This window comes from Insulibacter thermoxylanivorax (assembly GCF_015472005.1).
In the GTDB taxonomy this organism is placed as follows: domain Bacteria; phylum Bacillota; class Bacilli; order Paenibacillales; family DA-C8; genus Insulibacter; species Insulibacter thermoxylanivorax.
In genome coordinates this window covers 14181-27746 of record NZ_BMAQ01000002.1, presented here as the reverse complement: position 1 = coordinate 27746, position 13566 = coordinate 14181, and the positions used below count along the sequence as shown (strand labels likewise).

Genomic DNA, 13566 nt, shown 5'->3' with positions numbered 1-13566 from the left:
TCCTCACTAATTATGTAATAATCTAGGAGGCGAAGATACTTGAGATATGCAGTATTCCCTTTTATTTCGATATGCATAGCGGTTATGTTGACTGCTTGCTCACCAACCAAGGAAGACGCGATCCAAGAGATGGTTGCACCCGAGCCTGACACATATAATATTTATCTTTTTTGGGATGGGGAACATTCCGATCTACACGATCAAATATATGAATTGTTAGAAGTTATTAATTCGGAAATTATTCTTAAATCACTAAAAATTAATAATATGACCTCTATTAGTATGAGAGACGAAAACCAAAAGTATGATTATAAGAAATTGTTTAATATGGAGAAGTCACCTCATATCATTGTTCTGGATCATGAAGGGGTTGTTTTGGAGACAAATGATCCAGAAGATATATACACTCTCGTAGAAGACTAATCTATCTAGGGGACGGCATTCCCCCTTCTATATCACAGCACCAGCATATGGCGCCTTTCACGAAGTGATTTCACTTTCATCTGCAGATGACTTTCACCCTATAGAAGACGCCCATGCTGGGCGTACGAAAAAATCAGCTCCCCTCAGATGAGGGGAGCTGATCGATTCCTCATGTGATTCTTCCGCTCTTCGATCCGCCAACACTTCTCAAGTTTCATCCTCCTGAGCCGCCTCGATGACGCTCCAGAAGGCCGGCTTCGCATGATAGTTCTTATCGAACAAGAGCGGTGCTTCGGTACGGCTGTCCACGGGGAAGGAACTCAGCCAAGTATGGTTGTCGGCGATTCCCCAGAACGTTACTTCGCTGAGGATGTCGCTGTTCTCCCGGAAGGCTTTGAACAATTCCCCGTATCTCTCAGCCTGTTTAGCGAGGATATGATCCGGAATCTGATCGCCGAAATCGCTCCGGTCATTCCATGCATACAGGCTCATATCGAGCTCGGTGACGATATTGTCCAGGCCGAGTTCGGCAAACTTCTGCATCGATTCGATGATGCTGTCCACCGGCGGCCAGTGGATGCTGATATGCGTCTGATGCCCGACACCGTCGATCGGCACGCCGCGGTCCAGCATCTCCTTCACCAGCTCATAGATGCGGTCCCGCTTCCTCACATCATCCGTCCCGTAATCATTGATATAGAGCTTGATGTCCGGTCCCCCGGCTTCCCGCGCCGCACGGAAGGCAGTCTCAATATAATCGGTGCCCGTGATCTGATACCAAGGGCTGTTGCGCATGCCGTCCGGGTCGTTCGGCTCTACGACCTCATTCACCACATCCCAATACTTGATGTCATCCTTATAGCGTTCGACGACGGTGCGCACATGCGTCTCCAATCGCTGTAACAACAGCCGCTTATTCGCTTCCCGTTTGTCCGGATCCGTCTCATCGATCATCGGCTTGCCGTTCTCATCTAAGAAGAACCAATCCGGCACCTGATTATGCCAGACCAAGGTATGGAAGCGCAGTTCCATGCCGTTCTCCTTCGCGAATTGCACGATCCGATCGGCATTCTCCCACCTGAAGTTGCCTTCGGACGGCTGGAGCGAAGACGGCTTCATGGCATTCTCGGCAACGATCATGTTCACATGTTTCTTAAGCAGTTCACTGACAAGTCCCGTTGTCTGATGCGGTTCGATGGCCGCACCGATGGGGAAGTACGGCTCATAAACATCCTTCAGCGAAGGAATATCCTGTTCAACAGACGGCTCGACAGGCTCTTCCGCTTCCTCCTCTTCCTCATCTTCCTCCGCAGCGGCTGCTTCCTCTTCAAGCGCCTCGTTCGCAGGACTCGCATCCGAATGTTCCGTCGGCTCCGTCGTTTCTACATTGTCAGCAGCATTCACTGCTTTGTCGTTCTGACTGCCGCCAGAACAGCCGGCGATGAGGAACATCGCCAGCATCACCGTGATCACAAGCAGGATGCCGCGTGCTTTGTTTCGTCTGAACATTCCCCTTCGATACACCTCCACAATGGTCAGCTGATCATGCTCCACCCGCAGCTCGAGTCGGCTGGCAACACGACTGGGCATAACGGCTGCAACCGGTCGGGGATCATCGCATCATCGCTGCCAGTCATCTCTAGCCTATCAACCAGGGATTAACCGACAATACCCGTGCGCTCGACGCTCTCGACGAAATAACGCTGCACGAACAGATAGATGATGATCAGCGGCAGAATCGCCAGCAGAATTCCCGTATCCTGAACCATGCTTAAGTAGAACGGGTCTTCCTGCGATACGCCGGCCGTCAGCTGCACCTGCAGGTTATGCGGCAGCGACGACAACTGCGTCGACATCACTTTGCTGGACGTGAGATAAGTAGTCGTGAAGAAGCTGTCGTTCCACTGCCATACAAAAGAGAACAAGCATACCGTGATGATCGCCGGAATCGCATTGGGCAGCATGATATGGGTGAAAGTTTTCGTTACCCCCGCACCGTCCACATAGGCGGCTTCCTCGATCTCCTTCGGAATGCCGCGGAAGAACTGGCGGAAGATGAAGATGAACAGCCCCGCCTTGTAGGACACCGCCGTCATCGATGTGAGGACGAAGGGCCAATACGAATTGAGCAGATTGACGGGCTTGCCCCCGTTGAACAGCGGAATCAGACCAAACAAAGAGAAATCCTTGAGATTCAAATACATCGGGATCAAGATCGTGGTCGGCGGAACCAGGATCGTCAGGACGACGCAGGCGAATAAGACATTGCTGCCTTTGAACTTCAATCTCGCAAATCCATAGCCTGCCAGTGCACAGGAAATCGCTGTTAACACCGTTGTCATACCGGCCAAGGTAAAGGTATTGAGCAGGGTCTCCCAATAGTCCATGACGCGGATCGCCTGCCTGAAATTATCCAGCGAGAAATTCTCCGGGATCCATACCACGATCGGCGAATACAGATCGGCTCTGTCCTTAATCGCCGTAGAAATCTTCTTCAAGATTGGATACAGGATGACGAAGGACAAACCTACGATCAGTACAAACCGCACGATGATCCACAGCCACTTTTTCCAGAAGTTCAGCGATAAGATTCGGGCGCGTGCCGCAGCTAACAAATGACTCACCCTTCCACTACATAGTCGCATTCAGCGCATTTGAATGCATGCCGTCTGCGCTCATAAGCTCGATGTTCATCATTACACATCGCCGATCATACATGGTTAATCGTAATAGAACACCCGTTTCGAGATGATATAGGTGCTGATCAACAGGATCAGCGCCACAGCGGCAAAATAGAGCCAGGCCATCGCCGAACTTAAGCCGAAGTTAAAGTTCGTAAAGCCGACCTCGCGGATCAGCGCTGTCGTCTCATTGTTGCCGAAAGAATCGATGATCGTATAGATGACGTTCACCAAGATGAGCGGGCTGACCATCGGAAACGTGATCTTCCAGAAGGCTTCATACCCCGTCGCACCTTCGATCTTCGCTGCCTCATACAGGTGCGGCGAGATGGTCTGAATTCCCGCCAGGAAGATCAGAATCTGCACCCCCGACTGGCTGACGATGTCATAGATGCGATCCACCGCTCCTGTCAGATACATGACGATGGATTCATTCACGCCCGCTTCCAACATCATGCGCTGCAGTTCGAAGCTGCGCAGCCCGCTGATAAAGCTGCCGGTCTGGTTCTCCGCATTCAGGGCCTCGATAAGGCTCTCCGTCTCCAGCGTGGCGATCACGCCGGAAGCCAGGATGACCGGCAGGAAGAAGATCGCCCTGGCGATGCCGCGGCCGCGGAACTTCTGATTCAGCAGCACCGCAAGGAACAAGCTGAAGATCACGATCAGCGGAACATTCACGACCATATCGATGATCGATTCCACGAGTGTCCGGTTGAAGCTCGTGTTAACCGTCAACGCATTGATGTAGTTGTCCATGCCGATGAATTGCACCTGCAGCCCGTTGGCATTGGACTCCACTTTACTGAAACTGAAACGCAGGGAGTTTATCAGCGGGATCAAGAAGAACAAGATGAATCCGATGAGCCAAGGCAAGACATAGACGACTCCCCACATGGCCTTCTGCTGTTCATAGGTCCAGCGTTTCTTCAGAAGCTGTAATGGTCTCAGGATCGTTCACCACCTGTCACGAAGCCTTCCGCTTCTATAGTCTGGCTGTCAACGGTAACCGGGTTCTGATTGTAGTTCACGATGACATAGTATCCATTGCCGTATGTGGTTTTGTACACGCCCTCAGCCATCTTGCTGTGTCCGATGATCGGCTGCCCGTGGACGTTCTTCAACACAGCGTTAATCTCCTCATACATCTCCTGCGCCAGATCGATCCATTCCTTGTAGTGGACGGCATAGAGATGGTGGTATTCCGTATCTTTGAGCTTGTAATTGGGCTCATAGATCCATGTGAAATACACGCCGGCGCCGTATTCCAGATTCTTCAGAATATATTGGCGCGGATTGATATAGGTCGAGAGATTATAAGGTTCACCAGCGTAATCGACATGTCCGCGGACAACGATCGGATAGAATGGAATCTCTTCATCCTCGATCTTGAACCGGCTGTTGGCAAGCGGTGCATTCGTAATATCCGTGACATAAGGCAGGGCATAGGCATTGCCGCCGTCCGCCATCATCGTTAAGCCCGCTTCTCGAATCTTCTGCAAAGCCTGGATGGAGATCTGCTCCGACTGCGTGCGGTCCAGCTGATTGCGCTTGCGGTAATCGCTGTGCAGCTGCTCAGCAAGGTCGCGCAGCGAGATGCTGTTCATCCCTAATCTTTGCAGATCGTCCAGCATCGCTTCGACGACGCCTTCCACCAAGCGCGTCGCTAAGATATAGGACGGCGTCTGATCCCTCGCTGCCCGGTTGAGCGCCAGATTGTACGGATAAACAGCGGCCGGGGTTGAGGTCAGTCTTCTGGCCGCTTCCTTCGAGCGGCTGAAGCCCTTCGTATTCGAAACCTGAAGGATGCTGACATCCGGATACAGGCCGATTCCCTGCTGCTCTGCAAAATCTTGCAGGCGCTGCAGTCCCTTGCTGCCTCCGAGGACGCGGTTCACCTTGATCTTCTCTGGGAGCGTGTGATTCATTCCGCCGTTAAACCATCCCGCCAGCTTCAAGCGGATATCCTGAATGCCGCGCTCCTGCAGTTCGCTCAGGATGATCTCTGCCTCCCCAAAGGTCGTCAGCGGCTCCGAAGCACGATAAGGGATTCCGAGGAAGTGTTTCTTCTTCTCGATGCTGCCGATTAGTTCCACATAGAACGGGATATGCTCATCATCATCCGCCGAGCGTTCCGGCAGCTGGTTGCGCGCCAGCAGGTACTCCCGGTAATACTGTGCGAGATCAACATAGGTCGCCTCGTCCTGTTTGAAGAACACGTAGCGAACGACATAATCGGTTTTCATCGGCTCTTCCTGGAATTTGGGCAGCGAGCGTTTATGGCCGCCTGCATTCAGGCTGACATCATCTTTGTTGATAAAATAGAAGCTCGGATACACATGGTTATAGCTGTTCAGTCTGCCGCTGACGTCGGCATTAATAGCAGCCGCTGCTGCTCCCTGCTCAATGATGCCCAAAAACGCGCCGCTGGGCCGCAAAATCCCGAATACCGGCAAGCGGATGCTTTGGTCCCTGGACAGCGTGCCGCCGTATTGGAGCGTGAGATCACGGCCGTAAACATCCTGTCTGTAAGAAGGATATCTGGCCTTTCCGTTGTTAAAATGGATCAATGCTCCTGAACCGTCCGGCACGAAGAGGGATCCCTCGTCCTCCGGTCCGCCGGCACCGAAGAAGTTAAGCAGGGTGATGTTGTTGATCGGATATTCATCCGGATATTGGATGTCCTCAGTCGGCACGCGCACGATCAAACTTTCGCCGTCGAGGATATATTCGATCGTCAGGAAGAAGATCCGCGGCACCGGTTTCTCGATCACGATCCCATGTTCTTCCGAGTCCCGCATAAGATCTTCCGCTGTATAACCGATGGAGTCGAAGGCGTCCAAGATGCGCTGCAGCTGCAGCCCCTTCAGTGAACCGTCCAGCCGGTTGTAAAGCCCCGTCTCCTTGTCTTGAGCATAGCCGATGCGCATCGCGCGTTTGCCGGTATCATCCATCTTCGATGTTAGTTCCTCATAGCGCTCTGGACTCAGCTTCTGCGGCAGATCATCGATGCCCCGCTCGTCCTTGCCGAACATGTAAGTCACGCGAACACCGCGTTCGATCGGCTCCAGAGCAAACTGCCCATAAGCCACGCTGTCCGTATAGGAGTTGACCGAGCTGATCTGCCCATATTTATTGTAGAAATTAATCCTTGTCTGAGCGCTCAGCAGGTCCTTGTTCGTCCCCGAAGCGATCGGATCCTCCTCCCGGTGCTCGGGATTACTCCGCCAGATCTCGCCGCTGCGTTGGTCGACGACAGCGATCTCTGCGGTTTGATCATGGATATAAAGCTTTAGGTGCTCGCTTTCGGCGATTCCCTTCATGCCCGGGAGACGGCTGTCGGTAAACGCTGCCTTGAGCGTCTCGGATTCCGGCAGCTGCATGCGCATATCATCCTGCCCCGATGCGGTTTCTGAGCTGGAACATGCAGCAGTGATCATGATTAGACCGATGAACAACAGGGCATAGAGCGCTTTTTTCACCATTCTCATGTCTCCCCCTCCTCTCTAGGTGCGCAGCACGATTTCTTGATAGATCGTCACGACGAATCCGGTGATCTGCTGGATCAAGCTGAAGAACAACAGGCATAGGAATGCCATGAAGCCCATCGCTACGACCGTCAGAAGCAGCGTAAGCACCGTTTTGCCGGCTGTAAACTGCTGCACGGTCATATTCCCTATGAAGAGCAGATACAAGAACCAAAGGGCTGCGATGCTGCTGGAGACATAGTAGAAGGTTGTCTCCTCCAACGAGATAAAGTTGCTCAGGAAGATCCACGGCAGATTGATGATGATCAGCGGGGTGAGAGCATAGCAGGTTGAGATGAAGATCTCGACGAATTTGCCTTCCCCGTCCATCAGAGTGGTCAAAGACCAATTGGCGATGCAGAAGAACAGAACCGGTACGACGACGTAGACGATTTCCAAGAGGCTGTTCAGCTCGCGGGGGTCATTGTAATTGACAAGAAACCCGCTGTACTGACTCTGCAGGATCATCGTAAAGGAAAGTGCCGCCAGGATAATCACCGCGGTCCATAAGCTGGTTTTTAGATCCCGCTCATACTTGAGTTCCCAATAAGCCTTATATGGACGAACGGTCAAATAGAACGGAAACCTCAGCCATTCTTTACTCCATTTCAATCTGAACACCCTGCTTTCTTCCTCTCAATTTCAGAACCCTCCGCACAACGATGTACGCCGCGATGAAGATCAGAAGGCATGTCATCAGCGCAGGAAAGATCTCTCTCAGCACTTCCTTTCGATACAGCAGATAAGCCTTGGAATAATTCTTGCGATCCATCGCCTGCCGGAAATAATGCACCGCCTCTTCGTACTCTCCCTGCCTTAACAAAGACTTGCCGATTCCGTCGTACGCATACTCCAGGTTGGCATTCATATTCGCTGCTTGCTTGAACAGCTCGGATGAGCGCTCTTCATCCCCTCTGTAATAACTGCGCACCGCCTCATTCAGCACACGCCCGTACTCCGTTGTCTGGAATACCGTGATCTCACCCAGCGCCCGGTCCAATACGATGAAATCATCCCCGATGCGCTCGATCGCTGTCGGCGTGTGGAACTCCCCGATGAGATTGCCCTTGCCGCCGAAGACATACATCAAGAAACCGTCGCCGTTATAGGTAAAGATCCGTCCCTGCTTCGCATCCAGCACGGAGTAGATCTCGCTGTCCGTTACGTCGATATCGATCAGCCGGGCCGGCCCTTCGTCGATGTCATAGATGATGTCCCCGCCGGGCGAGAAATACCCGTTGCGCCGCAGGATATCCGTCCCCTGCGCGTTCAGCTTCTTGATGTTGTCCCCCCATTCATCCCCGTTTGTCGCATAGATGAACCCCTCTTCATCGATATCCAGGTTCGTGAATTCCGTCGGCGTAAACTGCACCATCTGGCTGCGCTGTTCGCGCGTCGACAACAGTTTCCAGATATATTCGATGGGATCGACATAGACCCGGTTCGCACCGATGAAGGTGGTAAAGGTTCCGTCGGCGTTGAATTCCATGAAGCCGTCGAATACACCGATCGCCATCACATAGATCCTGCCGGCTCGGTCGACGACCAGCCGCGCCGGCTGGAAGACGAAGGTGCTCGTTAAGAGATCCGATTCCGGCGCTTCCACGATCGCAAGCAGCGTGCCGTCGGGCGCTAGCTGCACGATCCGGTTATTCCCGGTATCCGCTACATACAACTGTTCATCCTTCGTCACATATAATCCCAAGGGACGGTTGAAGCCGTCGACTTGTCCTTCGTTCACGAAGGAATCGATGATGCGGAGCAGGCGGAACTGATCGTCCGTCACGACGACGCGATTATTGCCCGAATCGAGGATATACACCTTCTGATCCTCAGTCACATGAAGATCATTCGGTTCCAGAAGCGCACCTGCCCCGATCATCTCTCCCGTCACGATCTTCGTTGCTTGATAGGCAGCCGGGGAGGCCACCGCTTCATTCCAATACGAATAGTTATATGACGGAGGAGGAGGCGCAGCTTGTACGCTTGGCAGCATCAGCCCGGCAGCGATCAAGAAGCTGAGCAGGCTGAGCATCAACTTCCCGGCACGGCGTCTAACCGATCGATGTCTAGCATCTCTGAGGTTGGTCATGCACAGCTCCCCCCTAATCCTTCAATCCTGAAGTCGCCATCGTCTGGATCACGCTGCTCTGCGAGATCACGAACAAGGTGATCGGCACGCTCATGATGATCAAAGCAACGGCAGCACCGACGCCGGCTCGCGCAATCCCGCCCTGTGAAATCTGTCCCAAAGCATAGTTCAGCGTCTTCAGGTTCTCACTGTAGATGAAGTTCCCGCCGTCAGAGCCCCACAGCGCCGGGAACTGCAGGATCATCAGCGTAAGCCACGCCGGTTTTACGTTCGGCATGACGATCTGCCAGAAGATGCGGTATTCGGAAGCGCCGTCGATCTTTGCAGCTTCCAGGATCGCATCGGGGATCTGCTCCATGAATTGCTTCATAAGGAACAGTCCCAAAGACCATGCCAGTGCCGGCACGATCAGCGAGGCATGGGTGTCAATCCAGCCAAGCCAGGACATCACCATATAGTTCGGCACCGCGGTTACGTGGGGCGAGAACATCAGGGACAGCACGACGATCGAGAACAAGGTGCGCGACCCTGGAAAGCGGTACTTCGCCAGCGGATAAGCCGCCGCCGAGGCAAAGATGATATGACCGGCGGTGCCGACGATGGTGATGAGCAGCGTATTCGCGATATAACGCGAGAACGGCACCCAGGAGTTGCCCATCAAGATCACGAGATCATAGAAGTTGTCCAGCGTTGGGTTGACCACGAAGAAGCGCGGCGGGAAGATGAAGATCTCATCCAAGGGCTTAAAAGCATTGTTCACGGTGTAGATCAGCGGCAACGACATGAAGGCGCCGAACAGCCCCAACACCAGGAACAGTAGGATGCTGACCGTTAAGGAGCGGTTAAGCCTCCGCTGCATGCGAAACATAGACAGTGCTTTAGCCGCCACATCACTCACCTACTTTTCTCAAGAGTTTCTGCGTCAGTTTGTTCGTGCCGACCATGAGCAGGAACAGCACCGTTGCGATGGCGGATGCATACCCCATCTCGAAGCGGATCGTTCCGTAGTCGATCAGGTGCGTAACCACGGTGTGCGCTGCGTAGTTCACGCTTGGGAACCCTGCTAAGGCGATCGAGATTTCAGCCACAGCGAAGGCCTGCGTAATCTGCATCACCGCACCGAACATCAGCTGCGGTCTCATCGAAGGCAGGGTGATATACCACAGCTCCTGCCAGCGGTTCTTAATGCCGTCTACCGAACCTGCTTCGATCAGCGTCTGATCGATGTTCTGCAGACCGGCGATAAAGGCCAGGAAACTCGTGCCGAGGCTCATCCACAACTGCACGATAATCACGATCGTCAGCACATAATCTTCATTCTGCAGCCATTGGATCGGCTCAAGGATGATGCCGAGCCGCATGAGGAATCCGTTCAGATACCCGTAGCTATCTCCGGAGAAGACGATGAGCCAGATGAAGAACACGTTGCCGGAGATCGAAGGGGCATAGAAGACCAGCGTCATGATGGCCCGGATCTTCGGTGACAGCTCATTGATAATCCATGCGAAGATGAAACAAGCAATATAGCTGATCGGTCCCGTGATCACGGCGAACAGGAGCGTGTTCTTCAGTGCGATCAGGAAGACATCATCGTTTAGGAACAAACGGGAGTAATTATCCCAGCCGATAAACCTCGGAAACTCCAACATGTTGAAATAGAAGAAACTCAGGAGAAAAGAGAGGACGACCGGGATCACCGTGAACAGGAAAAACAGAATCATATAAGGGCTCATGAGAATATAGTAGTGCCTGTTCCTATACAACTCTCTCTTCAGCTGCGCCCACCTGGACGACGGCTTCTTCAGTTGAGCCGGAAGCGCCATCGTCTGCTTCACGCTGTCAGTTTGCAATGGTTCCACCCCTTGCCCTTACGGTAAGTTAAATTCCTTCCGCTTGATCGCGATCTCATCATTGATATAGATGACATAATCGAGCAGTGCTTCGCGGTAGTTCTCACCCGCATTGATCACCTTGCGGAAGGCATTGTCCAAGTGACGGCCTGTAAAATATCCTCCCGGCACCTGCGGGATTCCCCGCACCCATTTCCACTGTTCGTTCAGGTTGCGGTAATGCTCGACGGGCCACGGCAACTCTTCCAGCGCCTCGATGTTCGCCGTCGGATAGCGCGCAGCTTCTCCCATCAGGGCCTCCATCTCGCGGCCGAATTGGATCTGGATGTCCTTGGATGTCCACCATTTGAGGAACTCCCAGGAGGCCTCCTTATCCTTGGCCTTCTCCAAGATCAGAACCGCCGTCGTCGTGCTGGCTACGTCATGACGAATCGTACCGTCTTCTTTCTTTGTGCCGGGCACAATCGTAAAGTCCCACAAACCTTTGATCTCCGGCGCCATCACCGTCAGCAGGTTATAGGTCGTATAGTCGGCGATGCCAATAGGAATCTCTCCGGTCCGGAAGCGGTTCGGGAAGTCCACCTGTACGGGGAACTTATAATTCGTATAGAATTGGGTCCATCTGCGGAACATCTCGATGGCGATCTCCGAGTCCAGTGCACTGCGCTTATGATCTTCCGTATAGAACGCCCCGTCATTCTGATACAGAAGCATCGCAAAGGTCGCGTTCGGCACCAGGTTGCCGTTGTTAAGCGTGTTGTCGATCGGCAGATAGAAATCCATATGGTGCTTATGCAAGACGGAGATCATATCGTAGACATCATCCCAAGTCTCAGGAACAGATAGATTCAGCTCCTCCAAGATATCCTTGCGGTAGAACAGCATCGGGAAGGACTGTTGTTCCGGCAGCGCATATACCCCTCCGTCATAGCGGTACGGCGTCAAGGCGCTTTCCCGGAAACGCTCCGCCACTTCCTCAAAATCAGGGAACTGCGTCAAATCGTATGCTGCACCGCGCATCGCGTAGTTCACAGGTACATCCTCGCCCATCTGCATCGCAACATCCGGTCCTTCACCGGCCAAGGTCGCAGGCAGCAGGATGTTGGGCGGTACGAGTTTCAGCTGTACCGAGATCCCGGTCTCCGGCGTGAACAGATCGTCGATGAGGCCTTTCATCACCTGCGCTTGGTCGCGGCCTGTCGTAATCCACACTTCGATCGAGCGATCTTTCTGCTCAACGTTACCGATGCTCGTGTAATCCTCCGTATAGGAAGCAAAAAACGCCCCCACCTCATGCTTCAGATCCTCAAACCACGTGGATTCCGCACGGGGCAGCTCCTGATCCGGCGAGTACACGACGAGATAGTCGATCGTAAGCGGCTGCTCTTGTACGGTCAGAATCCATGTACCGAGACCGCCCACGTTGATCTTGTAAGTATCCAGGCGACGCGCCACCGTCTCCGGCCGCTCCGCCATATCCTTCAGCTGGACGACCATATTGATCAGCGGTGCGACCTTATCGCTCTGTTCACCGGTCATCTCCTTGAGATAATCGGCCACGGATTCGATGATTTCCGCCTGCCGTTCGAACACTTCCGTCATCTCCGGAATCCGTTTCTCCAGCTGATAATCGCGGAAGGGATCCGGGTTGTTCGAAGTGATCATCAAGATCTTGCGATACATCGCATTCAGTTCCAGAACACTGGATTCGATCGTCTGCAGGAGCGGAGCCAGCTCCCCCAGAGTTACCGTCATTCGAATGCGGTGCTTCCCTTTGGTCAGGTAAAACAGATACGGCTCATCCCCGCCGAGCACATCCATCTGCCACTTCGCGTTGTAGTTGAAACGGATGCGCTTCATCTCCTCAAAGGGGTGCTTGCCGTCAATCATGAGACTGCGCGTTGCGTAGACACCGCGCAGCTGGTCCTGTTTCCGCTTAAGAGCGATCTGATACAGCCCGTCCTCCGGCACCTCGATCTCCCATTCGATCCATTGCCCGGGCAGCCGCCAGTTCTGACCGCCGATGGCATTCATGCGAATCTTGGATACATGGTACGGCTCTACCGACGGGCTCGAGCGGTCCGAGATCGGATACAGGGTAGGTGAAGATTTGGCTATGGCCGCTTCTCCCTGCACCTTGATGAATTGGTTCTGCACCGGCTTTAGGCCCTGTGCTTCATACATGGCCTTGACTTCCTGATAGGAAGGAACCGCCTCCTCTTGGTACAGCTCGATATAATCGATCGCCATCGGTTCACGCAGCGAGACAAGCGTGATGATCTGCTCGCCTTTATCGAAATAAAAATAATACGGCTCCTCTATATAATGATCACTGTCTTTAAAGGAAGCCAGCATCCAGCGAGGATTCTCCACCTGCCGCGGTCTGAGATCATTGCCGCGGTCATCGCGCTTGATCTCTGGATCGCGGTTATCCCATACGCGGTCGAACAACAGGATCTCCGCCCCGGTGAAGGGAATCTCGCTGTTGATTCGGAGTTCCCTTTCGATGGCGGCGCTTTTGCCCTCCATTGGGAAGTAATGGATGCGAATCTGATACAAGCCCGCTTCCTCGATCGGAACCCGCCAGCTGATCGATCCAATCTCCGGCGTGAGCACGGCTGTACCGTCCAATCCCATATAGCCTTCAACGGTGATGAATTCACCGCCGTCAGCTTCGATATAGTCCTCGCCCTCGATGCGAATCGTGCGGTTCGGGCGGTTCGCATCGGCATGTTTCTCCAAGTACAGGGAATAGCTGTTTTCATCCACCGTCTCGACGATCGGAGTAAAATCCGCCTTCACCGTCAGCGGCAGCTGATGCGGACGATCGGACGGGATGATGTTCAACATCACGATGATCAACACGATCACGAGAGCCCAGATTCCAAATTTCCTTATGCGACGAGCACCCACAATTCCGCCCTCCTTCACTCCGGTGTGAACAGTCCCCATGAGAGAATCAGCCGGGGATTCCCCATGGGGACTATTCGCTGCTT

General features: G+C 53.3%; 10 protein-coding genes. 1 reads left to right on the top strand and 9 read right to left on the bottom strand.

All coding sequences use genetic code 11. The annotated features are described in order from the left end of the window. Positions 1-39: 39 nt before the first annotated feature. Positions 40-423, top strand: coding sequence for a hypothetical protein (locus PRECH8_RS01345; protein WP_200965276.1), 384 nt, complete (start codon positions 40-42; stop codon positions 421-423). Between the two features lie 207 nt (positions 424-630). On the opposite strand, the gene PRECH8_RS01340 is transcribed toward PRECH8_RS01345, so the two are convergent. The 9 genes from PRECH8_RS01340 to PRECH8_RS01300 all read right to left on the bottom strand — a co-directional run bounded on the left by PRECH8_RS01340 (position 631) and on the right by PRECH8_RS01300 (position 13420). Next, positions 631-2013, bottom strand: coding sequence for a glycoside hydrolase family 10 protein (locus PRECH8_RS01340; RefSeq protein ID WP_242457372.1), 1383 nt, complete (start codon positions 2011-2013; stop codon positions 631-633). Positions 2014-2081: 68 nt separating this feature from the next. Further along, complete coding sequence (locus PRECH8_RS01335) at positions 2082-3047, bottom strand: carbohydrate ABC transporter permease (RefSeq protein ID WP_242457371.1); 966 nt, start codon at positions 3045-3047, stop codon at positions 2082-2084. A 96-nt stretch (positions 3048-3143) separates the two neighbouring features. After that, positions 3144-3998 (bottom strand): carbohydrate ABC transporter permease, encoded by an 855-nt coding sequence (locus tag PRECH8_RS01330; protein WP_200965274.1) that lies wholly within the window; start codon positions 3996-3998, stop codon positions 3144-3146. A gap of 50 nt (positions 3999-4048) precedes the next feature. Continuing rightward, a complete protein-coding gene (locus tag PRECH8_RS01325; RefSeq protein WP_200965273.1) occupies positions 4049-6592 on the bottom strand; it encodes a DUF5696 domain-containing protein in 2544 nt (847 codons plus the stop codon). 15 nt (positions 6593-6607) lie between these two features. Continuing rightward, a complete protein-coding gene (locus PRECH8_RS01320) occupies positions 6608-7240 on the bottom strand; it encodes a YIP1 family protein (protein ID WP_200965343.1) in 633 nt (210 codons plus the stop codon). Further along, positions 7227-8720 (bottom strand): NHL repeat-containing protein, encoded by a 1494-nt coding sequence (locus PRECH8_RS01315; RefSeq protein WP_242457369.1) that lies wholly within the window; start codon positions 8718-8720, stop codon positions 7227-7229. Before PRECH8_RS01315 ends, PRECH8_RS01320 begins: the two co-directional genes overlap by 14 nt. Before the next feature lie 13 nt (positions 8721-8733). Continuing rightward, positions 8734-9588: a carbohydrate ABC transporter permease gene (locus PRECH8_RS01310; protein WP_200965341.1), complete on the bottom strand. Its 855-nt coding sequence runs from the start codon at positions 9586-9588 to the stop codon at positions 8734-8736. Between the two features lie 22 nt (positions 9589-9610). Continuing rightward, the gene (locus PRECH8_RS01305; protein WP_200965340.1) at positions 9611-10543 is read right to left on the bottom strand and encodes a carbohydrate ABC transporter permease; all 933 of its coding nucleotides are present in this window, start codon (positions 10541-10543) and stop codon (positions 9611-9613) included. Between the two features lie 45 nt (positions 10544-10588). Next, positions 10589-13420 carry an extracellular solute-binding protein gene (locus PRECH8_RS01300; protein WP_200965339.1) on the bottom strand — a complete coding sequence of 944 codons (2832 nt, stop codon included), beginning with the start codon at positions 13418-13420 and terminating at the stop codon, positions 10589-10591. Positions 13421-13566: the final 146 nt, after the last annotated feature.